This window comes from Mesorhizobium sp. M1182 (assembly GCF_040318335.1).
GTDB lineage: Bacteria > Pseudomonadota > Alphaproteobacteria > Rhizobiales > Rhizobiaceae > Mesorhizobium.
Window position 1 is genome coordinate 21,342 of the sequence record NZ_JAMYMD010000042.1, and the last position, 25,162, is coordinate 46,503.

22 protein-coding genes are annotated in these 25,162 nt (G+C 62.9%); 12 read left to right on the forward strand and 10 right to left on the reverse strand.

What is annotated here, in order from left to right:
• The first annotated feature begins 183 nt into the window (after nucleotides 1-183).
• Complete coding sequence (locus tag NKH33_RS29545) at nucleotides 184-3,384, forward strand: putative Ig domain-containing protein (protein ID WP_352922843.1); 3,201 nt, start codon at nucleotides 184-186, stop codon at nucleotides 3,382-3,384.
• 87 nt (nucleotides 3,385-3,471) lie between these two features.
• On the opposite strand, the gene NKH33_RS29550 is transcribed toward NKH33_RS29545, so the two are convergent.
• Nucleotides 3,472-3,879: an RcnB family protein gene (locus NKH33_RS29550; RefSeq protein WP_352922845.1), complete on the reverse strand. Its 408-nt coding sequence runs from the start codon at nucleotides 3,877-3,879 to the stop codon at nucleotides 3,472-3,474.
• Nucleotides 3,880-4,257: 378 nt separating this feature from the next.
• On the opposite strand from NKH33_RS29550, the gene NKH33_RS29555 reads away from it, so the two are divergent.
• The 3 genes from NKH33_RS29555 to NKH33_RS29565 all read left to right on the forward strand — a co-directional run bounded on the left by NKH33_RS29555 (nucleotide 4,258) and on the right by NKH33_RS29565 (nucleotide 7,573).
• Nucleotides 4,258-5,922 (forward strand): Na/Pi cotransporter family protein, encoded by a 1,665-nt coding sequence (locus NKH33_RS29555; RefSeq protein WP_352816167.1) that lies wholly within the window; start codon nucleotides 4,258-4,260, stop codon nucleotides 5,920-5,922.
• Between the two features lie 132 nt (nucleotides 5,923-6,054).
• The gene (locus NKH33_RS29560; RefSeq protein WP_292658743.1) at nucleotides 6,055-6,264 is read left to right on the forward strand and encodes a DUF2061 domain-containing protein; all 210 of its coding nucleotides are present in this window, start codon (nucleotides 6,055-6,057) and stop codon (nucleotides 6,262-6,264) included.
• Nucleotides 6,265-6,391: 127 nt separating this feature from the next.
• The gene (locus tag NKH33_RS29565) at nucleotides 6,392-7,573 is read left to right on the forward strand and encodes an MFS transporter (RefSeq protein WP_352922848.1); all 1,182 of its coding nucleotides are present in this window, start codon (nucleotides 6,392-6,394) and stop codon (nucleotides 7,571-7,573) included.
• A gap of 2 nt (nucleotides 7,574-7,575) precedes the next feature.
• Here the strand turns inward: NKH33_RS29565 and NKH33_RS29570 are convergent, their stop codons facing one another.
• Nucleotides 7,576-8,133 carry a GNAT family N-acetyltransferase gene (locus tag NKH33_RS29570; protein ID WP_352473942.1) on the reverse strand — a complete coding sequence of 186 codons (558 nt, stop codon included), beginning with the start codon at nucleotides 8,131-8,133 and terminating at the stop codon, nucleotides 7,576-7,578.
• Nucleotides 8,134-8,189: 56 nt separating this feature from the next.
• On the reverse strand, nucleotides 8,190-8,639 hold the full coding sequence (locus NKH33_RS29575; RefSeq protein ID WP_292658734.1) for a GatB/YqeY domain-containing protein: 450 nt from the start codon (nucleotides 8,637-8,639) through the stop codon (nucleotides 8,190-8,192).
• Nucleotides 8,640-8,959: 320 nt separating this feature from the next.
• Between NKH33_RS29575 and carA the strand changes: the two genes are divergently transcribed.
• Nucleotides 8,960-10,177, forward strand: coding sequence for a glutamine-hydrolyzing carbamoyl-phosphate synthase small subunit (gene carA / locus NKH33_RS29580; protein WP_352541094.1), 1,218 nt, complete (start codon nucleotides 8,960-8,962; stop codon nucleotides 10,175-10,177).
• A gap of 55 nt (nucleotides 10,178-10,232) precedes the next feature.
• Here the strand turns inward: carA and NKH33_RS29585 are convergent, their stop codons facing one another.
• From NKH33_RS29585 to mntR, 3 genes are all read right to left on the reverse strand, one after another.
• Nucleotides 10,233-11,501, reverse strand: a complete 1,269-nt coding sequence (locus tag NKH33_RS29585) for a TCR/Tet family MFS transporter (RefSeq protein ID WP_352683610.1) — start codon at nucleotides 11,499-11,501, stop codon at nucleotides 10,233-10,235.
• A gap of 150 nt (nucleotides 11,502-11,651) precedes the next feature.
• Nucleotides 11,652-12,569, reverse strand: a complete 918-nt coding sequence (gene ypfJ / locus NKH33_RS29590; protein WP_352473939.1) for a KPN_02809 family neutral zinc metallopeptidase — start codon at nucleotides 12,567-12,569, stop codon at nucleotides 11,652-11,654.
• Between the two features lie 223 nt (nucleotides 12,570-12,792).
• Nucleotides 12,793-13,248, reverse strand: coding sequence for a manganese-binding transcriptional regulator MntR (mntR, locus tag NKH33_RS29595; RefSeq protein WP_023678308.1), 456 nt, complete (start codon nucleotides 13,246-13,248; stop codon nucleotides 12,793-12,795).
• A 235-nt stretch (nucleotides 13,249-13,483) separates the two neighbouring features.
• Between mntR and NKH33_RS29600 the strand changes: the two genes are divergently transcribed.
• Nucleotides 13,484-14,851 carry an Nramp family divalent metal transporter gene (locus NKH33_RS29600; RefSeq protein ID WP_352473938.1) on the forward strand — a complete coding sequence of 456 codons (1,368 nt, stop codon included), beginning with the start codon at nucleotides 13,484-13,486 and terminating at the stop codon, nucleotides 14,849-14,851.
• Nucleotides 14,852-15,002: 151 nt separating this feature from the next.
• Entirely contained in the window at nucleotides 15,003-15,656 is a 654-nt protein-coding gene (locus NKH33_RS29605) for a dihydrofolate reductase family protein (RefSeq protein WP_352683606.1), read from the forward strand.
• A 53-nt stretch (nucleotides 15,657-15,709) separates the two neighbouring features.
• Here NKH33_RS29605 and NKH33_RS29610 read toward each other — a convergent pair whose 3' ends face one another.
• A complete protein-coding gene (locus NKH33_RS29610) occupies nucleotides 15,710-16,579 on the reverse strand; it encodes a LysR family transcriptional regulator (protein ID WP_352683604.1) in 870 nt (289 codons plus the stop codon).
• 92 nt (nucleotides 16,580-16,671) lie between these two features.
• Between NKH33_RS29610 and NKH33_RS29615 the strand changes: the two genes are divergently transcribed.
• Nucleotides 16,672-17,271 carry a LysE family translocator gene (locus tag NKH33_RS29615; protein WP_352683602.1) on the forward strand — a complete coding sequence of 200 codons (600 nt, stop codon included), beginning with the start codon at nucleotides 16,672-16,674 and terminating at the stop codon, nucleotides 17,269-17,271.
• A gap of 18 nt (nucleotides 17,272-17,289) precedes the next feature.
• On the opposite strand, the gene NKH33_RS29620 is transcribed toward NKH33_RS29615, so the two are convergent.
• A complete protein-coding gene (locus tag NKH33_RS29620; RefSeq protein ID WP_352683601.1) occupies nucleotides 17,290-18,081 on the reverse strand; it encodes an SDR family NAD(P)-dependent oxidoreductase in 792 nt (263 codons plus the stop codon).
• A gap of 194 nt (nucleotides 18,082-18,275) precedes the next feature.
• Here NKH33_RS29620 and NKH33_RS29625 point away from each other — a divergent pair, with 194 nt between their 5' ends.
• A complete protein-coding gene (locus NKH33_RS29625) occupies nucleotides 18,276-18,734 on the forward strand; it encodes a MarR family winged helix-turn-helix transcriptional regulator (RefSeq protein ID WP_352683599.1) in 459 nt (152 codons plus the stop codon).
• A gap of 37 nt (nucleotides 18,735-18,771) precedes the next feature.
• Here NKH33_RS29625 and NKH33_RS29630 read toward each other — a convergent pair whose 3' ends face one another.
• Nucleotides 18,772-19,950: an MFS transporter gene (locus NKH33_RS29630; RefSeq protein WP_352922854.1), complete on the reverse strand. Its 1,179-nt coding sequence runs from the start codon at nucleotides 19,948-19,950 to the stop codon at nucleotides 18,772-18,774.
• Between the two features lie 193 nt (nucleotides 19,951-20,143).
• On the opposite strand from NKH33_RS29630, the gene NKH33_RS29635 reads away from it, so the two are divergent.
• Together NKH33_RS29635 and NKH33_RS29640 are read left to right on the forward strand one after the other, a co-directional pair.
• On the forward strand, nucleotides 20,144-20,497 hold the full coding sequence (locus tag NKH33_RS29635) for an ArsR/SmtB family transcription factor (protein ID WP_352457526.1): 354 nt from the start codon (nucleotides 20,144-20,146) through the stop codon (nucleotides 20,495-20,497).
• A gap of 94 nt (nucleotides 20,498-20,591) precedes the next feature.
• Nucleotides 20,592-21,338 carry a metallophosphoesterase family protein gene (locus NKH33_RS29640; protein ID WP_352922857.1) on the forward strand — a complete coding sequence of 249 codons (747 nt, stop codon included), beginning with the start codon at nucleotides 20,592-20,594 and terminating at the stop codon, nucleotides 21,336-21,338.
• Between the two features lie 106 nt (nucleotides 21,339-21,444).
• On the opposite strand, the gene NKH33_RS29645 is transcribed toward NKH33_RS29640, so the two are convergent.
• Entirely contained in the window at nucleotides 21,445-23,886 is a 2,442-nt protein-coding gene (locus NKH33_RS29645; protein WP_352922860.1) for a DNA/RNA non-specific endonuclease, read from the reverse strand.
• 263 nt (nucleotides 23,887-24,149) lie between these two features.
• Between NKH33_RS29645 and NKH33_RS29650 the strand changes: the two genes are divergently transcribed.
• Nucleotides 24,150-25,040 carry an SH3 domain-containing protein gene (locus NKH33_RS29650; RefSeq protein ID WP_352922863.1) on the forward strand — a complete coding sequence of 297 codons (891 nt, stop codon included), beginning with the start codon at nucleotides 24,150-24,152 and terminating at the stop codon, nucleotides 25,038-25,040.
• The last annotated feature ends 122 nt before the right edge of the window (nucleotides 25,041-25,162 follow it).

Consider the following 25,162-nt stretch of genomic DNA (forward strand, 5'->3'; position numbering starts at 1 on the left):
GCGCCTGACGTTGCGTGGCTGCCACACCGCAGCGGGAATAGTCTCAAGCTTACCTGACCCGTGGCTTCAAGATTGACTTTGCATGAACTCGCCAATCTAGATGATCATAAGCAAAGGCGACTCGTCCGGAATTCAGCGCCCGTAGAGAGCAGGCCCGCCGGTCGGGGGATTTTGGGGGACGGGGTGACCGTAGCTCTGGATGCGCATGTCACCATGCGACTGCGGCGTTTGCCGTTATCCGCACTTTCCTTTCCGTTGTCGTCGATTTTCCTGCTTTTGTTCGCAACGCTGAGGCGCACCCTTGCCGCCATTCTAGTGCTCGTGCTCGTGCCGACCGCGGCGTTCGCGCTGCCGACGGTGACCATCAACCAGGCAGCGGGCCAGAGCGATCCGGCGGGTTCGTCACCAATTCGGTTCGACGTGATCTTCAGCGAGCCGGTGACCGGCTTCAATGGCAGCGACATCGATCTTTCCGGCACCGCCGGCGCCACCACCGCGTCCGTTACCGGCTCCGGCAGCTCCTACAGCGTTTTGGTCAGCGGCATGACGGGTTCAGGTTCCGTCGTGGCCACAATACCGGCCGGCGTGGCAACCAACGCCAGCGTTGATCCGAACGAGCCCTCGACCAGCACCGACAATACCGTCACCTACAATCTGCCGCCGCCACCGCCGCTGACAGTGACCATCAACCAGGCTGCCGGCCAGAGCGATCCGACCGGTTCCTCACCAATTCGGTTCGACGTGGTCTTCAGCGAGCCGGTGACCGGCTTCAATGGCAGCGACGTCGATCTTTCCGGCACCGCCGGCGCCACCACCGCGTCCGTTACCGGCTCCGGCAGCTCCTACAGCGTTGTGGTCAGCGGCATGACGGGTTCGGGGTCCGTCGTGGCCACAATACCGGCCGGCGTGGCGACCAACGCCGCCGTCGATCCGAACGAGCCCTCGACCAGCACCGACAATACCGTCACCTACAATCTGCCGCCACCGCCGCTGACAGTGACCATCAACCAGGCTGCCGGCCAGAGCGATCCGACCGGTTCGTCGCCAATCCTCTTCGACGTGGTCTTCAGCGAGCCGGTGACCGGCTTCAGCGGCAGCGACGTTGTGCTTTCCGGCACCGCCGGCGCCACCATCGCTGTCGTCACCGGCTCCGGCAGCACTTTCAGCGTCGCGGTCAGCGGCATGACGGGTTCAGGGTCCGTCGTGGCCACAATACCGGCCGGCGTGGCAACCAATGCCGCCGTCGATGCGAACGAAGCCTCGACCAGCACCGACAACACGGTCACCTTTACACCGCCCGTGATCACGGTCTCGCCGCCGTCATTGCCCAGTCCGGTCTACAACCAGGCCTATTCGCAGCAGCTGACGGCCAGCGGCGGTATGACGCCCTACACTTTCGCGCTGACGTCCGGAACCCTCCCGTCGGGCATCAGCTTCGACGCGGCCGGTCTGCTCTCCGGAATCCCGACTAATACCGGCACGTTCAACCTGGTCGTGGCGGCAACCGACGCAAACGGTTTCATCGGTTCGAAATCCTACACGCTGATCATTGCCGAGCCGACCGTCGAGCTGACGCCGGCATCCTTGCCAAACCCCGTATACAACCAGGCCTATTCGCAACAGCTTGCGGCCAGCGGCGGCGCGGTGCCTTATACTTTCGCGCTGACGTCCGGAACCCTCCCGTCGGGCATCAGCTTCGACGCGACCGGTCTGCTCTCCGGTACCCCGACCAATACCGGCACATTCGACTTCACCGCAGTTGCAACCGATCAGAATGGGAAATCCGGTTCCAAGGCCTATTCGGTGACCATCGACAAGCTTGGCACCACCACCTTGGTCGTTTCCAGCCTCAACCCTTCCAATCAGGGCGATCAGGTCACTTTCACGGCAACGGTTTCGGCTCCCGGCAATCCGCCGCCGGCCGGAACGGTCACCTTCAGTGTCGACGGCTCGCCCGCTGCTACGGTCGCGCTCGCCGGCGGTACCGCCGCCCTGATGACGTCCGCCCTCCCGGTCGGCACCCGTCAGGTCGTCGCGACCTACAATGGCGACGCGAACAACGCGACAAGCACCTCCAGCGCGCTCGCCCAGGAAGTCCACGCCCTAGGCTCCATCACCATCCGCCAGACCACCGACAGCGGCGACGGCTCCTTCGGCTTCTCCTCGCCGGCGCCCGGCCTCAACTTCACCATCGCCACCAGCAGCGGCTCCGGCGACGGACCGGCCGTTTCGCTGCAGACCGGCTCCTACAGCGTCACCGCCGCCGACATGACCGCCGCCGGCTTCGCCTTGACCTCGATCAGTTGCAACGATGGCGATTCCGTCGGCAATGTGGCGAACCGCACGGCCGTGATCAACCTGGCGCCCGGCGAAAGCGTCGTCTGCACGTTCGCCAGCACCAATTCACGCGAAAATACCACGGCGCTCATCAAGGAATTCATGGAGACACGCGCCAGCCTCATTCTGGAGAACCAGCCCGACATCCAGCGCCGCATCGACCGGCTCGACGGCGTCGCCGGCGGCGGCAGCCCAGTGGCCACCCTGCTCGCGTACCTGCCCGGCATGGCCGACACCAACTCGGTCAATGTCAGCGCAAGCCTTGCCTCCATGCGGCGGCTTGGCGGGGAAGATGCCAACAGCCTGTTCGACATCTGGTTCGAAGGCACTTACAGCCGCTTCGACATCAATGACCAAGACGGCAAATTCGCCCTCGCAACCTTCGGCGCCGACTATCTGGTCAGCCGCAATCTGCTTGTTGGCGCCTTCGTCCAGATCGATCGTACCGACGGCTTCACCGGCAGCGGCGGCGGAACCGCCGAGGGCACCGGCTGGATCGCCGGGCCTTATTTGACCGCTCGGCTGACTGACAATCTGTATTTCGATTTGCTCGCCGGAGCTGGAACATCCTCGAACAGCGTCAGCCCCATGGATACCTACACCGACGGCTTCGACGCCAGCCGTTGGATGGTCAGCGCCACGCTGCAAGGGGAATGGCAATATGACGCCTGGACCTTCTCGCCGCGGGCGCGCTTCTCCTATTTCGAGGAAAAATCGGGAGCCTATGTCGACGGCCTGAACGTCCCCATTCCCTCCGTCACCGCCGGCCTCGGCCAGATCGCCTTCGGCCCCGGCGTTTCCTATCGCCATGTCACGGATGACGACGTTACCCTCGACTTTAACCTGCGGCTCGACGGCGTCTTCGACATAAGCGACACAGCGACCGAAAGCGGCGCCGACAATTTCCATGGCCGCGTCGGAGCCGGCATCGATACCCGCATGCCGGGCGGCATGCGTCTCGGCCTCTCCACCAGCTATGGCGGCATCGGCTCCGATTCGGCGAAGTATTTCAGCGGAACCGTGAAACTTTCGGCCGCGCTGAATTAGGATCAAGATGGACCAATGAAAAAAGGCGGCCTTGGCGGGCCGCCTCTCTTTCATTGACCAGCGCCGTGCCGGTCAGACGTTCCGCGGTCACTGCGTGGCGATGGCGCCGAAGATCAAGCCGGAAAGAACGCTGACCAGCAGATAGTCATTGCCAACCCGGATCCATTCCTGCCCGGGACCCGGACGGCGCAGGCCATAGTGGCGATAGTCGCGGATCGGCTGGTGACGCTTCCAGCTGGAATATCTCTGGCCGTTGCGCCAATGGCTGCGCTTCACAACGATCTTCTTCTTCACTAGGACGCGCTTGTTCACGTCGACATGCTTGTTCACGTCGACATGCTTGTTCACGTCGACATGCCTGCCAGGCTTCTGCCAGTCGACCTGGCTGTAGTTCGACTGCGGCGCGTTTGGTGTGTTCAGAGGTGCGGCCTGGCCCTGCCAGGTGGTTGCAGCCAGCATCGAGAAGGCAATGGCGGAAAGAACGATGCGTTTCATGGCGGGTACTCCTTGGTTGTCGATGCCTACGGAATAGAGCCGGAAGGATGAACCGAAACTGAACACCGAGATTACGTTTTCGTAATGATTTCTTACCTTTATAACGACTAATTCAGCGCTACCTTTAAAGCGGGCGTCCGAGAATGGACGCATGACCCGCCGCAACTCCGCAGGCTATGCAACCATTTTGTCAGCCATCCATTTCCGACACGCCCCGTCGCGTGGCAACACGCGTCCGAAGCGGGCAAAATTTATTATTCGGCTAAAATAAATCGGAGTAATATCAACCTCTGCAATGTCCACGATTCGCGCCCACTTTTGCCTCTTTGACTTCACCGCGCCCGCGTCGCTGGCACCTGTCGCGTTGCGGGGCCTGGCATGAGTGGCTCGGTCGTCTTGCTGCACCTGGCCGGTGCGGTCGCACTGATGCTGTTTGCCACCCGTCTGGTGAAGACCGGCGTCGAGCGCGCCTATGGCGATGTGCTGCGCCACAAACTGCGCGCCACAATGCGCAATCCGTTCATGGCGGTTCTGGCCGGCTGCGGCCTGGCTGTCGCGCTGCAAAGCTCGACCGCCGTCACCTTGCTGGTCGGCTCGTTCGCCGGCTCCGGTATTGTCAGCGGCATGTCGGGCCAGCTTGCGGTGCGCGGCGCCGAGATCGGCTCGGCACTGGTGGTCAAGCTGCTCACCTTCGATCTGTCGCTGCTGGTGCCGATCTGCCTGGTCGCCGGCACCGTCATGTTCATGGCCACCGAGCGGCGCGACTGGCGCCAGTTCGGCCGCATCCTGGTCGGCATCGGCCTGCTGCTTCTGTCGCTGGAGATGATCGGCCAGGCGTCGGAGCCGCTGCGCCAGAGCACGCTGATGCCGCTCATCGTCGATTACTTCTCCGGCGATCCTGTCACCGCCTATCTTCTGGCGGCGGTGATCACCTGGCTGTTCCATTCCTCGATCGCCGCGGTGCTGCTGATGGTGACGCTGGCCGGCCGCGGCTTCATCCCGCCCGAACTCGGTATCGTGCTGGTGCTGGGTGTCAATCTCGGCTCTTCGATCATCGCGCCGCTTCTAACCCGCAACGCAGAACCCGGCGTTCGTATCGTGCCGATCGGCAATCTCCTGATGCGCGGCATGGGTTCGCTGATCATGCTGATCCTGTTCCTGACGTTCAAGCCGCCGGTCGCCTTCTTGGGCAGCACGGTGCCCGAGCAGATCGTCAATGCCCACATTGTCTTCAACATCCTGATCCTGGTCGCCGGCCTACCGCTGGCGAGCCTGGTCTATCGCGCCTCGGAAAGGATCGTGGCGTTGGGCACCAAGCCCCAGGCCGCCAACGCGCTCGACGTCGTCGAGCTTTCGGCGCTCAACGAAAGTGCGCTCGACGTGCCGAGCCAGGCATTGGCCAACGCCACCCGCGAGGTGGTGCGGGTCTGCGAAACGGTCGAGATCATGCTGAAACGGATCATCGAGCTCTATGAGAGCGCCGATGCCGACAAGATCGGCGCGCTGGCCGCACTCGACGACCGTGTCGACAGGAAGCACGCTGCGATCAAGCTCTATCTGGCCAGGGTCACCAAGAACCCGCTGAGCGAGGACGAGGCGCTGCGTTGCCAGGAACTGATCGGCGCCTGCGTCAAGCTGGAGCAGGTCGGCGACATCATCGTGCGCAACATGCTGGTCCACGTGAAGAAGAAATTCGAGCGTGGGCTGGAGTTCACGCCGGAAGGCTGGCGTGAGCTTTGCGCCTTCCATGCCTTGGTGCTTGCCAATGCCAGGCTTGCCTTCAACGTGCTGGTGTCCCGCGATCCGGAGACCGCTCGCCAGTTGGTGCTGGAAAAGGACCGGCTGCGCGACCGCGAGAAGGAAACCAGCCAGAGCCATTTCGTGCGGCTGCGCGACGGCACCGCCAAGAGTGTCGAGACCAGTTCCATCCATCTCGACACCATTCGCGACCTCAAGCAGATCAACTCGCTGCTCGCCTCGATGGCCTATCCCGTTCTTGAAGAACGTGGCCTGCTCACCGGTTCGCGGCTGAAGGCCGGATAGATTGCATCCACAGGCCGGGAAGCTTTAGAACATCGCCTATGAAAATTGCTGTGGGCCAATGCGCAGAAATTATCTTTGCGCCACCTCCTGTCTGTCGGCTAAAGATCGCCGCATCTACCGGAAGGAAAGTCGATGGACACCCATTCTCGCAGCTTCGCCAAAGCGCTTTCCTGGCGCATCACCGGCACCATCGACACGATGATCATTTCGCTCGTCGTGACCGGAAGCATCAAGCTCGCCGCTGCCATCGGCCTGACCGAGGTCGTCACCAAGTCGCTGCTCTACTATCTTCACGAACGTGCGTGGCTGAAAATTCCTTACGGGAGGAAGGCAGCCGCCTAGCTCTTGCCTCCGCGCGGACGCCTGACCGGCGATCAAGAAAAGCTAAAGCGGCGTCGACAATTTCTGGATTGCCCGCTGCCCTCATCCGTGGTTTGAGGCGACCTTATCCGAGGATCGCCTTTCCGCCATGCTCCCCCTCATTGCCCTGTTCATTGCCGCCTTCGCCTTCGGCACCACCGAATTCGTCATCGCCGGCGTGCTGCCGCAGGTGGCGGAGGGCCTTGGCGTCGCGATCCCGACCGCCGGCTATCTCGTTTCCGGCTATGCCGGCGGCATTGCAGTCGGCGGCCCGCTGCTGGCGCTCGCCACCAAAAGCTTCTCCCGCAAGGCCCTGCTGCTTGGACTGACTGCAGCCTTCACCATCGGCCAGGCCGCCTGTGCGCTGGCGCCCGACTTCGCCTCGATGCTGCTGTTGCGGATAGCGGTGGCCGTCGCGCATGGCGCCTATTTCGGCGTTGCCATGGTGGTGGCCGTCGGCCTCGTGCGCGAAGACCAGCGCGGCATGGCGGTGGCGCTGATCCTGTCCGGCCTCACCGTATCGAACGTAATCGGCGTTCCGGCCGGCACGGCAATCGGCAACATCTGGGGATGGCGTGCGACATTCTGGGTGATGTGCGCGCTCGGTGTGGTGGCCTTCACGGCAGTCGGCGCCCTGCTGCCGCGCAAGACGGGATCGTCGAGCCCGTCGGCGAGCCTTGGAAGCGAGGTCCGTGTGCTCGCACGCCAGCAGGTCTGGACCTCGCTCATTGTTATGCTGATGCTGATGATCGGCCAGTTCGGCCTGTTCACCTACATCACGCCGACGCTGCTTGAGGTCACCGGCCTCGACGAGAAATGGATACCTTGGGTGCTCTTGCTCAACGGGGTCGGCGCAACGATCGGCGTCTTTGTCGGCGGGCGGCTCGCCGACTGGAAGCTGATGCCGTCGCTTATCGCCATGCTTTTCCTACAGGCGGCAATGCTCGCCTTGATCTACGCTGTCGGCCCTTACCCGCTGCCGATGGTGATAGCGATCTTCGTCTGGGGCGGCCTCAACTTTGCCATCGGCACGCCGATCCAGACCCGCATCCTGACCTGGACCGCGGACGCCTCCAACCTTGCCTCGTCGCTCATCCCGTCGGGCTTCAATGTCGGCATCGCGCTCGCCGCATCGCTCGGCGCGGCGATGCTCAATGCCGGCTATGGCTATCGCAGCCTGCCGGTGGTTGGCGCGATCGCCATGCTGGTCGCCGTCGCGGTTGCGCTTGCCTCGCATGTCTGGGAATGGCGAAGCCGGGCTGCGCCGCCGCTGCCGGCTGCCGCCGAATAGGGCTACAGATCGATCCGGTAGCGCAGGCTTTCCGCGCCGCCATAGGCGGCGTCCTCGAAGAAACGCCCGACCAGCCGGCCGCCATTGGCCAGAACGACCTTCTGCGAGGGCACATTGTGAGGCTTGCAGGTGATTTCGACGAAGGGCAGGCCAACCGCCCTCGCCTCCACCAGCATCAGCCGCAGCGCCTCGGTCGCATAGCCGCGTCCCCGTTTCCACGGCACCACCGCATAGCCGATGTGGCCGAGCACATGCGACGGCAGCGACGCGGTGCCGTGCTGCCAGCGCAGGCCGATTGAGCCTGCGACTTCCCCGTCCCAGATCCAGCGCCGGAATCCGGGCAGCCGCGGCACCGTCGAACCGTCGGGCAAGGTGATCGGCGGTCCCTTGCCATCGGAATCGTCGAGATCGCCAAGGAAAGTCGCTGGATCCTTTTCGATAGCCGCAAGCTGCTCGCGCGTCGCGTCGAGCAGCCGCACATTGTCCGGCGACCAGCCGCGCTCGAGGGCCGCCTTGTAGGACGGCAGGTGTTCAAACGCCGGTTTGACGAGTTCGATCACGGGCGCGAGCTTTTGGCTGCCGGATTGCGGGCGCGACGGCAAGGGCCTTCGGCGGCTTACTGCAGCAGGCTCTTGACGATGCCGCTCGCCTTGGAGAAATCCATCTGGCCGGCGTATTTTTCCTTGAGCGCCGCCATCACCTTGCCCATGTCCTTGACGCCGCTGGCACCAGTCTCGGCGATGGCGGAACGGACGGCGCTTTCCGTCTCGGCCTGGCCCAGCTGCGTCGGCAGGAAGTCGCGGATGATGGCCATCTCGTCGCGCTCCTGCGCTGCAAGCTCCGGCCGCTTGCCGTCATCGAACGCCTTGGCCGATTCTTCGCGCTGCTTCACCATCTTGGCCAGGATCTGCAGGATCTCGTCATCGCTCGCCGGCTCCTTGCCGGCGCCGCGATTGGCGATGTCGCGATCATGGATGGCCGCCTGGATCAGCCGCAATGTCGGCAGCCGGCGCTTGTCCTGCGACTTCATCGCGCTCTTCAGGGATTCGGCGATTTTGCCTCGCATGGTGCTTTCTCCTTCGAATGCGGCGGACAATAGTCGTGCCGATAGCTCAAGGCAAACTCGATAGCGTCCGGCAAACCGCTGATATTATTCGACGAAATAAATCTAGGCTCGCACGGCGCGGCATCATTGACCGCCTTGGCGCCTTCCCCTATGTACTGGGCCTTGCATGAAATTGAATTCTAGTGCACGTCGCCCAAAAATGCGCAGCGGTTTTGGGCAACGACAGGCACAAATGAAAACCTAGCGCGCCGAGGCTGTGAGATCGCCGCTTCGCGCCTTTTGTTGCGCCGACTGAGGGCGCAACCTTTAGGAGTGCCGCCATGGCTACGATGACAGCCGCGTCGACCCCCCCTTGGGCCAGCGAGAGGCCGACAGCCCTGCTGGTGCTGGCCGACGGCACTGTCATAGAGGGCCGTGGTCTGGGCGCCGCCGGCTCCGCCGTCGCCGAGGTCTGCTTCAACACCGCGCTGACCGGCTACCAGGAGATACTCACCGACCCATCCTATGCCGGCCAGATCGTCACTTTCACCTTTCCGCATATCGGCAATATCGGCACCAATGACGAAGACACCGAAGACCTCAACCCGCTGGCCCGCGCCGGCGCCGTCGGCGCCGTGTTCAAGGCCGATGTCACCAACCCGTCGAATTACCGGGCCGGAACCGGTCTCGACCAGTGGCTGAAGAAGCGCGGCATCGTCGCACTTTCAGGCATCGACACGCGGGCGCTGACCGCGCTGATCCGCGAAAAGGGCATGCCCAATGCCGTCATCGCGCACGCGCCCGACGGTATCTTCGACATCGATGACCTCAAGCGCCGCGCCGCCGCATGGTCAGGGCTTATCGGGCTTGATCTCGCCAAGGAGGTGACCTCCGGCCAGTCATCAGTCTGGCGCGAGACGCCTTGGGTCTGGAACGAGGGCTTTGGCGAACAGGCTGATCCGTCGATGCACGTCGTTGCCGTCGACTACGGCGTCAAGCGCAACATATTGCGCCTGCTGGCCGGCCTCGGCGCCAAGGTCACCGTGGTGCCGGCAAAAACCGGCGCCGAGGAGATCCTGGCGATGCGGCCGGACGGCATTTTTCTATCCAACGGCCCTGGCGATCCGGAAGCCACCGGCGACTACGCCGTTCCGGTTATCCAGGATCTGTTGAAGACCGAAATCCCGCTTTTCGGCATCTGCCTCGGCCACCAGATGCTGGCGCTGGCGCTGGGCGGCAAGACCGCAAAAATGCATCAGGGCCACCACGGCGCCAATCATCCCGTCAAGGACCACACCACCGGCAAGGTCGAGATCGTCTCGATGAACCATGGCTTTGCCGTCGACGCCGACTCATTGCCGAGCGGCGTCGAGGAAACCCATGTCTCGCTGTTCGACGGTTCGAATTGCGGCATTGCGCTCACCGGCAGGCCGGTCTTCTCGGTCCAGCATCATCCCGAAGCCTCGCCCGGCCCGCAGGATTCGCACTATCTGTTTCGCCGCTTCGTCAATCTCATCCGCGAAAAGCGCGGCGAGCCGGCACTGGCCGAGCGTGTTTAGCGCATTGCGTAAAAACGGATCTGATTGACGGCGCCGGCCGGGCTCCCGGCGCCGATCAAGCCCCGTCCGTCACGGCTTCCTGCGTGTGCATGCGTTTGACTTCCTTCGGCGTCGGCTTGGCCACCCTGGTGACGAAGACGACGAGCGCCAGCGTGAGGAAAATCGCGCCGAGCAGATAGGGGGCACCGCCGAAAACCACGGGCGCGTTCGGGCCCGTGAACCAGGAAAAGATCGCCGTATAAAGCAGCGGTGTGATGATCGACGTGATCGAGAAGATCGAGGTCATTGCGCCTTGGAGTTCGCCCTGGGCGGAAGGTGGCACCTTGGCGGCCGCCAGGCTTCTGAGCGGCGGGTCGGCCAACGCCTCGAGACATCCGACGACGATCACTGCATAGATCATCCAGCCTTGTGACGCGAAGGCGTAGCCGAAGGCGCTGAGTGCGGTAAATGCCAGACCGATTACCGCCGTCTTCCACTCGCCGAGCTTAGGGATCACGCGCGGCAGGACTGTCGCCATGACGATCGCCCCGCACAGGCCGAAAGCGCCGAGCGAGAAGCCGATCTGTTGTTCGCTCCAGCCATAGCGATAACTGGAGACGAACGACCAGACCGCAGGATACATCATGTGCCCCAGCGTCATCAGAAAGAAGACAAGTCCGATCCAGCCGATACCTTCGTAGTTGCGCATCTGGACGAGCGTGCCGACCGGGTTCGCGCGTTTCCACTCGAAGCGGCGACGGTGCTTGTTATCAAGTGTTTCCGGCAACAGAAACAGCGCGATCAGAAAGTTTGCGAAAGCAAGCCCGGCAGCGAAATAGAACGGCACACGCGGCCCGAACGTGCCGAGCAACCCGCCCAGAACCGGCCCGATGACGAAGCCGACGCCGAAAGCAATGCCGAGCAGCCCGAAATTCTTCGCACGATTTTCGTCGGTCGAGATATCGGCAATGAATGCCGATGTCGTGGAATAACTGGCGCCGGAAATGCCGGCCAGCACGCGGCCGATGAACAGCATCGGATAGGACCAGGCGATAGCGCAGATCAGATTGTCGATAGCGAACGTCAGCACCGAGGCAAGCAGGATAGGCCGCCGCCCGAACCGGTCGCTCAACCCGCCCATCACTGGTGCGAAAACGAACTGCATCGCCGCATAGACGAAGAACAGCCAGCCGCCCTCGATAGCCGCCTCGCTGATGCCGACGCCGGTCAATTCCCTGAGATAGGCCGGCAGCACCGGCATAATGATGCCGAAGCCAATGATGTCGAGCAGCAGGGTGGTGAAAACAAGCGCAAGGCCCCGCCTGGCGGTTTTGGGGTCTATCATGATGGTATCTCCTCGGGCCGCCCAAGCTAACGGGAACACACCTTATAGGCGAGCACATCGCTGGGAACAATGAGGGAACGGGCAGAGTGCTTTCATCCTGACATCCCCTGACTGCGATCCAGTCTCTCGGATTACGAGAAAACCGTCGGCTCAGATCGGGTTGTTGAACGTGTCGCAGTCCGAAAGCTTGCCGTTCTGGAAGCCTCGCGCCAGCCAGGTCTGCCGCTGCTGCGACGTGCCGTGGTTGAAGCTTTCCGGCACGACGTAGCCCTGCATCTTCTTCTGCAGCGTGTCGTCGCCGATCTGCTTGGCGGCGTTCAGTGCCTCCGCCATGTCGCCCTGTTCCAAGATGCCTTTCTGACCGGTGAAATGCGCCCAGATGCCGGCAAAGCAGTCGGCCTGCAACTCGACCTGCACCGACATGTGGTTGGCGTCCGCTTCGCCCATGCTCTGCCGCATCTGGTTGAATTTGGGCAGGATGCCGACGAGGTTCTGCACATGGTGGCCGACCTCATGCGCGATCACATAGGCCTGTGCGAAATCGCCCGAGGCACCGAACTGCTGATCGAGCTGCTGGAAGAAGGTGGTGTCGAGATAGACTTTGCGATCGTTGGGACAGTAGAATGGTCCGGCCGCTGACGAGGCAGAGCCGCAAGCAGAGCCGATCCGTCCGCTGAACAGGACCAGTTTTGGATCTTGATAGGTCAGGCCCTCGGACTGAAAAATACCGGTCCACGTGTCCTCGGTCTCGGCCAGCACAGTCGACACGAACTGCTTCATCTCGTCGGAGGCGGGCGCACCGGTGCCGCCGCCTTGCGCACCGCTATTGTCGGTGATCTGACCGCCGCCGGGCTGCAAGCCGCTGTTATCGAGGATCTGACTCGGGTCGAAGCCGAAATACCACCCTGCCAGGAAAATCAACCCTACGATGATAATGCCCGACATGCCGCCGCCGCCCGCGCGACCGCCGATCGGGATGCGAAACTGCCCCGGCCCGCCGCCAAGCCCGCCGCTCTGGCCGCGCTCGTCCTCGACATTGTCACTCTGACGACGGCCCTTCCAGAGCATGGCAACCCCCGTGATGCAATTTTCCGGCCGATCGGGCCGTGTCCCGGTTCGATCGGACACGACAACAATTATCTCAACGGTTACGCCAAGTCACAGTATTTTTCGTGCGAACAAGCAATGCTTGCTGACGCTTGCCTGCTCTGGCCGAGACATCGCAAGGTCTGTGCCGTTCACCCTGCTCGTGGGAAGCGAGTCGCGCGAAGAGATACGCTGGCCGTGCTTTTCAGCGGGCGGCGATTATTGCCTTGCGAAAGGCTTCGAGCGTCTCGGCGCTGACATGATGCTCGATGCCCTCGGCGTCGATGCGCGCCGTCTCGGCGCTGACCCCGAGCGAGCGCAGGAAGGCCTCGACCGTCTGGTGGCGAATGCGGCTCTCTTCCGCAACCTTGCGGCCGGCATCGGTCAGGAACACGCCGCGATAAGGCTTCCGGGAGACCAGCCCGTCGGCGCACAGCCGCGTCAGCATTTTCGCGACCGTCGGCTGAGCGACGCCGAGCCGTGCCGCGATATCGACCTGGCGCGCCTCGTTGCCATCCTCGATCAGGTCGGCGATGAGCTCGACATAATCCTCGACCAGCGCGCTGCGGCGCGCTTCACGCGTCTGCCTGAAGCCTTCCGAGTGGATTTCTGCGTCAGGCAGCGGCTTTTCGCGAGGAACCGGTCTTTTCTTCAGCGCCAATACGCGCTCCTCCCGGCAGTTTGAATCGACATTGCGGTCATAACACGGAACCCTATTGGTTCTGGCCGTTTATTTCCATTCGGTGGCCGGCGCAACCGGCGTTCACTGCCGTTCAGGCCGCACGCCAAGCGGCCACAAGAAAAAGCTCAGACAATGAAATATAGCATATTGCATAATGTTCAGCCGTGGCATAGATAAGGAGACAACATCGATCGTTCCAGTGGAAAGCCATTTCATGTCGGAAGCCGAAGCCACCTCAGCCCCCCGGTCCATGTGGCGATTTGCCCGCCCGGAGGACGACGAGCAGCCCAGCCTTCGCGAAGTCAACGCAACGATCGCGGTGCCGCACTCGGGGATCTGGCTTCGCCGGCTGTTCGCCTTCATGGGGCCGGGCTACATGGTTTCGGTCGGCTATATGGATCCGGGCAATTGGGCGACCGACCTCGCCGGCGGGGCCCAATTCGGCTACACGCTGCTTTTCATCATCATGTTGTCGAACCTGATGGCGATCCTGCTGCAGGCACTCGCCGCCCGGCTCGGCATCGCCACCGGCCGCGACCTTGCGCAGGCGTGCCGCGCCTATTATCCGCGACCAGTCAATTTCATGCTTTGGGTCGCTTGCGAACTGGCCATCATCGCCTGCGACCTGGCCGAGGTCATTGGCACGGCGATCGCCTTGCAACTGCTGTTCGGCATTCCGCTGATAGGCGGCGCCATCATCACCGCGCTTGATGCCTTCCTGCTGCTGCTGCTGATGAACAAGGGCTTCCGTTTCCTCGAGGCCTTCATCATAGCGCTTTTGATTATCATCTTCGGCTGCTTCGCCATCCAGATCTTTGCCGCCGCCCCGCCGGTCGGCTCCATCCTGCATGCGATGTTCGTGCCGTCGTCCGAGATCGTCACCAATCCGGCCATGCTCTACATCGCCATCGGCATCATCGGCGCCACGGTGATGCCGCACAATCTCTATCTGCATTCCTCGATCGTGCAGACCCGCGCCTATGAGCGCACCGATCGCGGCAAGCGCGACGCCATCAAATGGGCGACGACCGACTCGACCATCGCGCTGATACTGGCGTTGTTCGTCAATGCTTCCATCCTGATCGTGTCGGCGGTGGCGTTCCACGGCACCGGTCATCATGACGTTGCCGAGATCGGCCAGGCCTTCGAGCTTCTGTCGCCGCTGCTTGGCCTCGGCATCGCTTCCATCCTGTTTGCCGTAGCGCTGCTCGCCTCCGGCCTGAACTCGACGGTGACGGCGACGCTCGCCGGCCAGATCGTGATGGAAGGGTTCTTGCGGCTGCGCATCCCGCAATGGGCGCGCCGCCTGCTGACGCGCGGCATCGCCATCATTCCGGTGGTGGTGGTCACCGCGCTCTATGGCGAGAAGGGAACCGGTCAGTTGCTGGTCTTCAGCCAGGTAATCCTGTCGATGCAGCTCCCCTTCGCTGTCGTACCGCTGGTGCAGTTCGTCTCGGACAAGCGCAAGATGGGCAATTTTGCCATTTCCCGCGCCGTCGCCGTGCTGGCCTGGGTGGTTGCCGCGCTCATCCTGGTGCTCAACTTCAAGCTGCTCTACGATACGGTCGTTGGCTTGGGCTGAGCGTTCTCGGCTCCAAGCTGAGACGATAAGGTCGGCAGTCACCTGCCCCCGGTCCTAGAAATTTGCCGGCCGCTGTCGGACAAATGTCCGTTCGCCCGTCCTTGGCTCGAACTCCGGCCATGACGGCACGGATCAGGGAAAGGGAGCTCCAATGAGGAAGATCATCGCCGCAACATTCGTCAGCCTCGACGGCGTCATGCAGGCGCCTGGCGGCCCGCAAGAGGACCCTGTCGGCGGCTTCAAATTCGGCGGCTGGACGTTTCATTACTGGGACGATGTGATGGGCGCCGCGATGGGCGAGACGTTTTCAAAACCGTTCGCGCTGCTTCTCGGCCGCAAGACTTACGACATCTTTGCCGCCCACTGGCCTTATCAGAAAAATGATCCGATCGCCGACAGCTTCAACGCCGTCACCAAATATGTGGCGACGCACAGGCCGGATTCGCTGTCCTGGCAAAACAGCCAGCCGCTCGGCAGCGATGTCGTGGCGACGTTGCGCCGGATGAAGCAGGAGGACGGCCCCGACCTGCTCATTCAGGGATCGAGCGAGCTGATCCAGACCTTGCTCGCCAATGACCTGATCGACGAGATCAGCCTGCTGATTTTCCCGCTGGTGCTGGGCAAGGGCAAAAAACTGTTCGGCAGCGGCACAATACCCGCCGCCTTCAAGCTGACCCGTTCGCAGGCATCGACCACCGGTGTCATCATGGCGAGCTATGAACGCTCCGGCGAGATCAAGACCGGGTCATTTGCCACGGAGCAGCCGTCCGAAGCCGAGATCGAGCGGCGCAAGAACTGGAAGTAGATGCCGCAGGGCGATCAAGGACGGCTGAACACTGGCCGTCCTTTTTGCTGTTTTTAAGCCGCCTCTCGTCGCCCTGCCAACCCATCGCGGAGGTGGCCCGCGAATGCCAGTGCAGCCGGCGCGACGTCGTGCTTCGGCAAATGCAGATTGATCGAAAAATTCGGCAATGACGGCAGCTCCGGATCGTTGGCCAAAATGTCGAGGTCGACAGGCACGGTCGACGCCAACCAGGTGGTGACGGCCAAGTCCGAACGCACTGTCGCCGTCGTCGCGTCAATGCTGCCGTTTTCGAATACGGTGCGCCATTCCAGCCCATGCTCGTTAAGCGCCTCCAGCACCACCGGGCGGAACGCACAGGTCTCGGCGACCATCGAAACCGGCAAGGGCCGCTTGCCGCGGGCGGCGCCGCCTTTGGCGCCGACCCAGACCAGCCGGTCGACAACAAGGCATTCGCCGGCCGACCGACCGATCGGCTCCTCGATCACCGCGAGCTCGATCGTGCCGGCTGCCAAGGCTGCGGCCAACTCTGGCGACGAAGCACAGACAAGCGAGATCTCGACCTGCGGATAGGCTTCGGCATAGGCCTTCAGCACCGGCGCAAGCAAGGTGCCGACAAGGTCGTACGGCACGCCAAGCCGCACCTGACCGGCAACTGCATCGCCCGCCATCTCCGCCAGGATCTCGTCATTGAGGGAAAGCAGGCGCTTGCCCTTGCCGAATAATCGCTCGCCGGAGCGGGTCAGCCGCAATCCACGCCGGTCGCGCTCGAACAGGCTGCAGCCGAGAACCTCTTCCAAACGCTTGATCTGCTGGCTGACGGCACCTTGCGTCAGATGCAACGCATTGGCTGCTGCCGTCATGCTGGCCTTATCGGCAACGGTGACGAAGGTTCGGATCAGGGCAGTATCGAGATTGCGGAGCATCTGGCCATTATATTTGCTAATACAAACCATAGCAAACATTGCATTTACTGATGAGCCAAACAGCCTACCGTGCAGGCTCCAAAGGAAGCAGCATGTTTGAACCCGTCCTTCCCCTCGTCCTGTTCGCGCTGGTCTCAACCTCAACGCCCGGCATGGCCACGACCTTATCGACGGCGTCCGGTGCGCAGTTCGGCTTTCGCCGCTCTATCCCGCTGATGGCCGGGAGTGCGGCCGGCCTGGCCACGGTGGCTGCGGCAGGTGCTGCCGGGCTTGCCGGTCTGCTGGCCGCCGCCCCTTCGCTTCAACTGGCAATGAAAATGGCCGGTACCCTCTATCTGACGTGGCTTGCCCTCAAGATCGGCCGCAGCGGTCCGCCCAATCTGGACGTGGCCATGGCAAAGCCGAACAGCTTTTTGGGCGGCGCCGGCCTGCAATGGATGAACCCAAAGGGCTGGGCCATGGGGTTGGGAGCGGCGGCATCCTTTGCCGCGCTCGCCAACGGGCCGCTGCAGCTCGCCGTGCTGCTCGGCACGGTCTTCGGTCTTGCAGCGGCCCTATCGCTGGCGGCGTGGTGCGTGGCGGGCACGCTGCTCGCCCGGTTGCTGCGAACCGAGCGGCAGTGGCGCATGCTCAACGCCGTGCTTGGCCTGCTGCTGGCCGCCTCGATCATTCCGATGTGGCGGACAGCGTAAAGTTAGTCTTTAGCTATGTCAGGCAGCGTAACGCGCCGCCGGCTTGCCGGCCAGAAGGCTGCCGAAGAAGCCTTGCCTCGCACCAAGATAGGTTTCCAATCCAGCCGGATCGGAGAGCCCGGGCGCGGTGACGGTTTCGCCCTTGGCCAGGCCGGCAAGCGCCGCATCGACCAGATCGTCGGCCGTCATGACGATCTCTTGCGGCACGTTGGCAATATCGCTTCCGGCGACTTCCCAGAACTCGGTCCGGGTGGCTCCCGGCAGCACGACCTGTACAGCTACCTTGCTATCGGCGACTTCCCGCTGCAAGGCTTCGGTGAAGTTGACGACGTAGGCTTTGGTGCCGCTGTAGATGCCGCCGAACGAGGTATCGAAGGCCAGCACCGATGCGATGTTGACGATGGCGCCGCGGTTGCGGGACAGCAGCCCCGGCAGCACCGCGCGCGTCAGGCGAGTCAGCGCCACGACATTGACCTTGATCATGCGCTCGGCGACATCGGCATCGGCCGTTGCCACCATCTGCGCGCCGCCAAGGCCGGCATTGTTGACCAGCAGCGTCACGCTGTCGTCGCTTGATATCGCCTGCTCGACCCGCCGCAGATCGCCGTCTTCGGCCAGGTCGGCGCTGATGATGCTGACTTTGATACCATACGCGTAGCGGAGCCTCTCCGCCAATTCCTTCAGCCGGTCGGCGCGCCGTGCCACCAACACCAGATCGTAACCTTGGCCGGCGAGCCGGTCGGCATAGACCGCGCCGATGCCGGAGGAGGCGCCGGTGACGACCGCCGTGCCTTTGTCCTGATTGCTCATTGTCTTGTTCCTTCTGGTTCCAACGCCAGAGCCGCAGGGCAACACCCTTGCTTCGACTGGCAGATCATCAATTAATGGTATATGCCACTGTTTTAAAATAGGCATATACCATCATCTTGTCAATCGGCGGGGCAAGGACTATTTCTGGTTCGCATCGAGGGGTTCCTTCCGGTCCCCTCATCGGAAATCCGCCAATGTCCCAAACCACCCTGCCCGGCCTGGCGCTTTGCAACAACGCCGTGTTGCGCCGTGCGACCCGAAAACTCGGCCAGTTCTATGATGATGTGCTCGCGCCCTCGGGCCTGAAGGCCACGCAGCAGGGCCTGCTATACCAGATCCACATCGGCGACGAACCGACGATGGGTGCCATTGCCGCTGCCCTCGTCATGGACCTGTCGGCCCTCGGTCATACTCTGAAGCCACTGATCCGGGACGGCTATATCGAGACCTTCGCCGACCCTGTCGACCGCCGCATCAGGCGCGTCAGGCTGACATCGCAGGGCCGGATCAAGCTCGAAGAAGCCCTGAAGCTGTGGCAAGTCGCTCAGCAGCGCTTCGAGGAGATGTTTGGAAAGGAGCAGGCGGCAAGCCTGCGAGCGGCGCTGGACGAAATCGCCGCGCTCGATTTTGACGTACCGCCGGCCGCGAGTTGAATTATCGGCGGCCGGCAGCCAAGCTCCACTGACAGCCTCATTCGGCCGGCATCGCTACCGGACGCGCCGCCAGATGGCCCGCCAGTACTACGCCCAGACCGATGATCGGGAACGCCGCCGCGACCACGCCGAGGTCGGCCGGTGCGCCATAGCGCAGCACAGCGGCGCCGACCACGGCACCCAGTGCCACGCCGAGATAGAGCGCCGAAGCGTTCAGCGATAGCACGATGGGCGCGGCATCGGGCGCCAGCTTGATGATACGGCTGGCCTGCGCCGGCGGGAACGCCCAGCCGACGATGCCCCACGGCACCATCATGGCCATGAGCGCCGGCCCGGCGATCTCGCGCGGCAGGAACATCGGGATCAGCGAAAACGTGACCAGCATGGCGGCACTCAGCGCCAGCGACCAGCAGACGGTGCGCGTCGCGCCGAAACGGTCGGCGGCCTGCCCGCCGCCGATATTGCCGATGACCGCGCCAACGCCGAAAGCGAGCAGCATTCCGGGAAGCGCGATCGGGTTCAGTCCGCCGCCTTCGATCGCGAGCGGCGCGACAAAGGCAAAGACGGTGAAGGCGCCGATCAGGGCCAGGATGGTCGTCACCAGGATAGGCATGACGCCGGGGCGAAGTGCCGCTGCCAGCCGCATCCGGAGCGGCAGCCTGGTGCCGACGATGCCGCGCGGCAGCCGGTACCACAGGATCGCGCCGGCGAGCGCACCAAGGCCGGCAATGGCAAAGAAGGTGCCGCGCCAGCCGGCAACCGTCGCAACGAGCGCGCCGAGCGGTGCTCCGACCGCGACCGCAACCGTAGTGCCGCCGACGACCACGGCAATGGCGCGGGCGCGATGATGATCGTCGACAAGCGCAACGGCCGTTCCCTGTGCGGTCGCCGCGAACAAGCCTGACGACAGCGCCATGACGATGCGCGCGATCAACAGCAATTCGAAGGAGGAGCTTAGCGCCGCGGCGACGTTGCCCAACACGAAGAACACCAGCGTCCACAGGATGACGCGGCGCCGGTCCCATTCGCCGGTCAGCGTTGCCAGGATCGGCGTGCCGATCGCATAGGCGAGCGCAAACGCGGTGATCAGCGTGCCGGCGAGCGGAATGGAGATGGCGGCATCCTTTGCAATATCGGGCAAAAGGCTGGAGATGACGAAACCTTCGGTCGAAATCGTGAACGATCCGAGCGCAAGCCAGATGAGGCGCTTATCCATGGCAATTTCCTTAGTTCAAAGGTTATTGAACAATTGGACATAACAGGGCATGATGTCAATAAAGCCACTGCAAAATAGCCGAACCATCCTGACAGCCCGGTGTCAGGACGGGGCGACGGGACGAAACTATGTGTCCATTGGCCACGAGAGGAGATGCGTTGAAATCGGCTCCGAATGTGCTTAATTCCTGGGCATGACCTTGCCCCATCCCACCGCCGACCAGATCAGCCTGCCGAACGTGCTTGCCGTGCTCGGCGACCCGACGCGGCTGGCCATCGTGCGCTATCTCGCCAGCAAAGAGGGCGTGCCGCTGAATTGCAGCCGGTTCCTCGATCTCTGCTCGAAGACCAATCTGAGCTACCATCTGGCCAAGCTGCGTGAGGCCGGCGTCACCCGCACCGAGGCGGTTGGAACCAGCCGGCTGATCACGCTGCGCCGTGACGATCTCGACCGCCGCTTCCCGGGCCTGCTCGACAGTGTTATTGCCGCGGCCGGCGACGCATCGTTGCCGGCGGTCGGCGGCCACGAGATCGAAGTCCGCGCCTGAACGACCCGAAGCTGGGTTCCGCTCTCGCCCGCCTCGCGAGGCGGGCAAAGTAGTTTCACCTGCCCTCCAGCCATTCCAATTAACGGAGCCTGCCATGCGCATTGCCGTCCTCGCCGACATCCACGGCAATGTCCTGGCGCTCGACGCCGTGCTCGATGATCTGCGGCAGCGCGGCGGCGCCGACCTCATCGTCAATCTCGGCGATTGCGTTTCCGGCCCGCTCTGGCCGCGCGAGACCATGGAGCGGCTCGAGACGCTCGACCTGCCGACGGTGCGCGGCAATCACGACCGCCGCGTTGCCCGCGACACCGCCGACGAGACCATGTGGCCGTCCGACCGCTACGCGCAGGAACGGCTGACCGCGGGCCAACGCGAGGCGCTATTTGCGCTGCCCCTCACGCTGGAAGTCGCGCCCGGCATACTCGCCTTCCATGCCCGGCCCGACCACGACGAAAAATACCTGACTGACGCGATCGTCGACGGCCGGCTGGTGCGCGCGCCGCTGGTCGCAATCCAGCGGCGCCTCGGCGCGATCGATCCCGCCTGCCGCATCATGCTTTGCGGCCACAGCCATCGCAGCGAGCTGGTCCGCATTCCCGGCGGTCCGGTCATCTTCAACCCGGGCAGCATCGGCTGCCCCGCCTATGACGATTCAACCCCGCCGGCGCATGTCTCCGAACAGGGTTCGCCGCACGCCCGCTACGGCATCGTCGACTTGCATCCCGATCGTTTCGAATCCATCGCCGTCGACTATGACCATGAGGCGGCGGCGTATCAGGCCGAGCACGCGGGACGGCCCGAATGGGCTCACGCGCTGCGCACCGGCTTCATGCCGGGCTGAGCTTGCTCATCCCGGGCTGAGCTTGCTCATCCCAGGCTGAGCTTGCTCATGCCTAGCTGAACGGATGACCGCCTTCGAGCGGCAGAAGTCGCGACCGGTCCAAGCTTCAGTCGTCAGACGCCGATCGCTTCGATCGCTTGGCAGGAAGTCGGGCGCTGGCCGCCGAAGTCTTGGGCGCCGAAGTCTTGGCCGCCAAAGTCTTGGACGTCGAAGTCTTGGTCGCCGAAGCCTTTGGCCGTGACGTCTTGGGCGCCAGTTGCGTTGGGTTGAACGTCTGTGCTGGGGCGGATTCGGAACCGGCCCGAATGTCGGCGTCGCGCACCTGCTGGCCAAAGTTCAGGCCGGTCAGCTCTTCAATCTCGGCCACCGTCGAAAGGAACTCCGATACCCTGGCAATTTCAAGCGGGTCATCGAATGCCTCGGCACGCTCGCCGAACGCTTCGGGCATCACTTCCAAAACCGGCTTCTGGTCCGCCAGCAGCGCGATGGCGCGCAGGCCAGCTTGATCGGACCACAGCGCGATCTTCCAGAACTTCAGCGGAACATGGCTGTCGAAGCGGTAGGGAGGATCGTCCTCGCCGAACACTGGCCCGGCAAACACCGTGACACGGCCTCGCGTCGTATAGGCGTTGCGCAGCACATAGGTTTCTACCGCGCGCCATCTCAACTTCCCTTTGGAGCCGGGATGGTTAAGCGAGCTTCCTTGATTGAAGAAGCCGACTTGCGGCGCAGCATTGGTATAAAAGAACGTGTCGCGTTCTGCCGCGACCGCCTCCTGATCGACGCCCCATGCGGGGTCGCCGCGAAGTGTAATATGGCCCTTCTGGAACATTCGAGCGATTCGTTCCTTGGATTTTGCGACGGGAAATCCAGGCACATTCTGGCTCGAATAGAATTCCTGGGTCATCTGCTCGCCAAGATCGATGCGCCGATCCGGCCGGAAAGCATCGCTGGCTTCCGAACCGGAAATCGACTCCACCCCCAATTCGAGAAGCGACGGGTTTTCGATGACCGTCTTGTCCTCACGATTGACCGCCTTGGTGCGGGATCCATCGATATTGCAGGCGGTAACGAAGGCAAGCCTGCGATCGGCGTTCATCAAGATCGAAAAATGATGGTAGCGCAATTCGTGTGGGTCCTCTCCCGGTTTGGCAAGAAGGTTTTTGGCCAACCGGTAGGGTGAATTGGCAACCGTCGGCATTGCCAGGACAAAGCCCGGTATGAAGCCGGGCTCATACCCTCCACGATCGTCGAAATCCTCTGTTTTCCAACCCGCGGCCTCGGCGATGGCCACCTTCCCGGGTTCGCTTGCCGGGCCTTTGCCGTCGTTTCGTCTCGCATCGCCTCCGTCGCGGTCGATCAGCGGCGCCCGGACATTTATCTCGACGGGAAAAGTCCAGGTGACCGAGCCATCGGCATTGTGTCTCGTCGCCGGCGGATTGCGATCCGGTTCCGGCCGCTGCACCGGCTTGTCCGGCACATCTTCGCGAATATCGGCGTTCAGCCGAACTGTCTCGTCCATCATGCGCGGCATGCCGGCCCAAATCGCCAGAGCTTGCGAAACCGCCGATGCCGAGGAGCCCGGCAGCTTGGACTTTCTAGCACCCAGATGGTCAACGATGGCGCTGATCCGTATGCCTTCGTTGATCTCGCGCGCGAGCGCATAGCCACCTATGCCCGTCACCTCGTGGAACGGGCCGGCCCAATGGTGCAGGGCGATAGGTTCCCATTCATTGTTGAAGACCGGGGAGCCGGAAGAACCCTGTTCGGTGTCGGCGACATAGTGCAGCACTTGTACCGTTTCGTCGCGGGCCACCAGCCGGTTTTCACGCAACACCAGTTCCTTGAAGCGGCCATCGGGATGCTGAACGATGTTGGCGATTTCGCCGAGCATATGCTTGTCGCGCGCATCCGACAGCGAGATAAAACCGAACTCCCCCAGTTCCTTTGGACCGGAACGCCGCTCGCCGACTCCGATCAGCGTATAGTCCAGACCCTCTATGCTATCGGTCACGAAACAGGATTCAGGATCGAACAGGAACGTCGTCGGCGTACGCACGGCATTCGCACCGTCCTGCTCATAATCGAACTGGACCTGGAAGCGCCGGGAATCCGCCGGCGACGAAATCACATGGTTGTTTGTGAGGAACAGCCTTGGCCCGACCAGAAAACCCGATCCTTGTGGATTGCCGTTGAGAAAGGCAACGCGGCCAACCGCATCGGCAGCACGGCGCCCACGCTCGAGGAATGCGACCCCGATGAAATCGAGCGTTGGGCCGAGAATTGCCTCCGGCCCTGGCTGCTTGGCGGCGGCCTTTCTTTCCCCGGCAGACCTCATGTCGATCGCTGCCGATATCATCTCCGCTTCGGTGCGGCTGAGCGACGCCTTTACCTGCAACCTGTCGAGGCGCCTGGAGAGGGTCTGTTCGGCGGCCAGCGGATTGCCGTTGGCGATGTGGCCAAGTGAAGCCTCAATCTCGGCGCGCTTTTTCTTGATACGCTGGCGAACTATGTTTTCCACCTGCGCAAATATTTCAAGGTCGACCATATTGCCCTCCTCAACCTTACTTGAGAGAGTGCATATTTACATGAAATGTGCAATATTTTGCCGGCTGTTAGTTCACGGAAGTGGCCTGGTCGCGATTCAACACGCGGCACCTTTTCGGGCTTACACAGCGCCGTCTCGTCGCCTATAAAAACCGGCTGGCGTGCGATGGCGCTTTCGTGCCTGGCCGCGCCTTCGGCAATTGAACCTACCGCCCATGGCAGATGATTAGGCGCACAGTAACACTCCCGACGACGCTGCTTGCGGTGATTGCCGCTCCGCTGATCCTGGCGGAGTTGCCGGCCAACGGCCAGGAGCCGGAGCCCATCGTCTCGATTGTGACGGGTCTCGCTCCGGATGACCTCCTGAACGTGCGCGCCACGGCGTCGGCCATGGGCAAGATCGAGGCGCGGCTGCCGAGTGGTTCGAGCGTGAAAAATCTCGGCTGCGGCGACGTCAGCGGCTACAAATGGTGCAAGGTTGAAGACATTGATGACCCGAAGATGAGCGGATGGGCGCCCGCACGCTACCTCGACCCTATCAATCCCCGGCAAGTGACACCGCAGGTGGCGGCCAGTGCGGAGAACCCTGCGCCTCAGCCGCTGCCCGACCTGACAACGCGCCTCGGCGCGACCGCTCCCGAAACGCCGCTGAATTCCCCTGACGCGATCGGCAGGGTGGCGATCGAGGATGCTTACCGCCTGGCCCTGGCCGGTGGAAACCCCACGACTGGACAGGTTGATGGATCGCCGCCCGCGGCATTGGGTCCCGTCCAGAATTTCGGCGCGGCCAACGCGGCGCCCCCGGCCGACGCACAGACCGTTGCGCGGCTTCAGCCGCCGGGGACACCGGTACCCGGTGCCGGCGACGCCATCCCCTGTGCGCGCTATCTCGGCCAGCCGATGACCAGCTGCAAGGCAGGCGTGGTGCGCACCGGCGACAAGACCGACGTGACCGTGACCTGGCCCGATGGCGGCACGCGCATCATCAGCTTCAAGGCCGGCAAGCCGGCCGGTGCGGACGCACCCGGCGAATTCCGCTTCACCCGCGAAGGCAGCCTGAACATGATCCGCGTCGGCGTTTCCGAACGCTTCGAGATTACGGACCAGTTGGCGCTGGGGGATAGTGATAAGGGGAATAAGGCAGTAGGGCAGTAGGGCAATATGTTTAAAGGGCGCTCGAACCTCTGCCCTACTGCCCTACTGCCCTACTGCCCTACTGCCCTACTGCCCTACTGCCCTACTGCCCTACTGCCCTACTGCCCTACTGCCCTACTGCC

Excerpts from the sequence above, each read along its gene's own strand:
- NKH33_RS29550 (WP_352922845.1), bottom strand. The coding sequence starts at position 3,879 with ATGAAACGCATCGTTCTTTCCGCCATTGCCTTCTCGATGCTGGCTGCA.
- NKH33_RS29555 (WP_352816167.1), top strand. The coding sequence starts at position 4,258 with ATGAGTGGCTCGGTCGTCTTGCTGCACCTGGCCGGTGCGGTCGCACTG.
- NKH33_RS29560 (WP_292658743.1), top strand. The coding sequence starts at position 6,055 with ATGGACACCCATTCTCGCAGCTTCGCCAAAGCGCTTTCCTGGCGCATC.
- NKH33_RS29565 (WP_352922848.1), top strand. The coding sequence starts at position 6,392 with ATGCTCCCCCTCATTGCCCTGTTCATTGCCGCCTTCGCCTTCGGCACC.
- NKH33_RS29575 (WP_292658734.1), bottom strand. The coding sequence starts at position 8,639 with ATGCGAGGCAAAATCGCCGAATCCCTGAAGAGCGCGATGAAGTCGCAG.
- carA (WP_352541094.1), top strand. The coding sequence starts at position 8,960 with ATGGCTACGATGACAGCCGCGTCGACCCCCCCTTGGGCCAGCGAGAGG.
- NKH33_RS29585 (WP_352683610.1), bottom strand. The coding sequence starts at position 11,501 with ATGATAGACCCCAAAACCGCCAGGCGGGGCCTTGCGCTTGTTTTCACC.
- ypfJ (WP_352473939.1), bottom strand. The coding sequence starts at position 12,569 with ATGCTCTGGAAGGGCCGTCGTCAGAGTGACAATGTCGAGGACGAGCGC.
- NKH33_RS29600 (WP_352473938.1), top strand. The coding sequence starts at position 13,484 with ATGTCGGAAGCCGAAGCCACCTCAGCCCCCCGGTCCATGTGGCGATTT.
- NKH33_RS29605 (WP_352683606.1), top strand. The coding sequence starts at position 15,003 with ATGAGGAAGATCATCGCCGCAACATTCGTCAGCCTCGACGGCGTCATG.
- NKH33_RS29610 (WP_352683604.1), bottom strand. The coding sequence starts at position 16,579 with ATGCTCCGCAATCTCGATACTGCCCTGATCCGAACCTTCGTCACCGTT.
- NKH33_RS29615 (WP_352683602.1), top strand. The coding sequence starts at position 16,672 with ATGTTTGAACCCGTCCTTCCCCTCGTCCTGTTCGCGCTGGTCTCAACC.
- NKH33_RS29620 (WP_352683601.1), bottom strand. The coding sequence starts at position 18,081 with ATGAGCAATCAGGACAAAGGCACGGCGGTCGTCACCGGCGCCTCCTCC.
- NKH33_RS29625 (WP_352683599.1), top strand. The coding sequence starts at position 18,276 with ATGTCCCAAACCACCCTGCCCGGCCTGGCGCTTTGCAACAACGCCGTG.
- NKH33_RS29630 (WP_352922854.1), bottom strand. The coding sequence starts at position 19,950 with ATGGATAAGCGCCTCATCTGGCTTGCGCTCGGATCGTTCACGATTTCG.
- NKH33_RS29635 (WP_352457526.1), top strand. The coding sequence starts at position 20,144 with ATGACCTTGCCCCATCCCACCGCCGACCAGATCAGCCTGCCGAACGTG.
- NKH33_RS29640 (WP_352922857.1), top strand. The coding sequence starts at position 20,592 with ATGCGCATTGCCGTCCTCGCCGACATCCACGGCAATGTCCTGGCGCTC.
- NKH33_RS29645 (WP_352922860.1), bottom strand. The coding sequence starts at position 23,886 with ATGGTCGACCTTGAAATATTTGCGCAGGTGGAAAACATAGTTCGCCAG.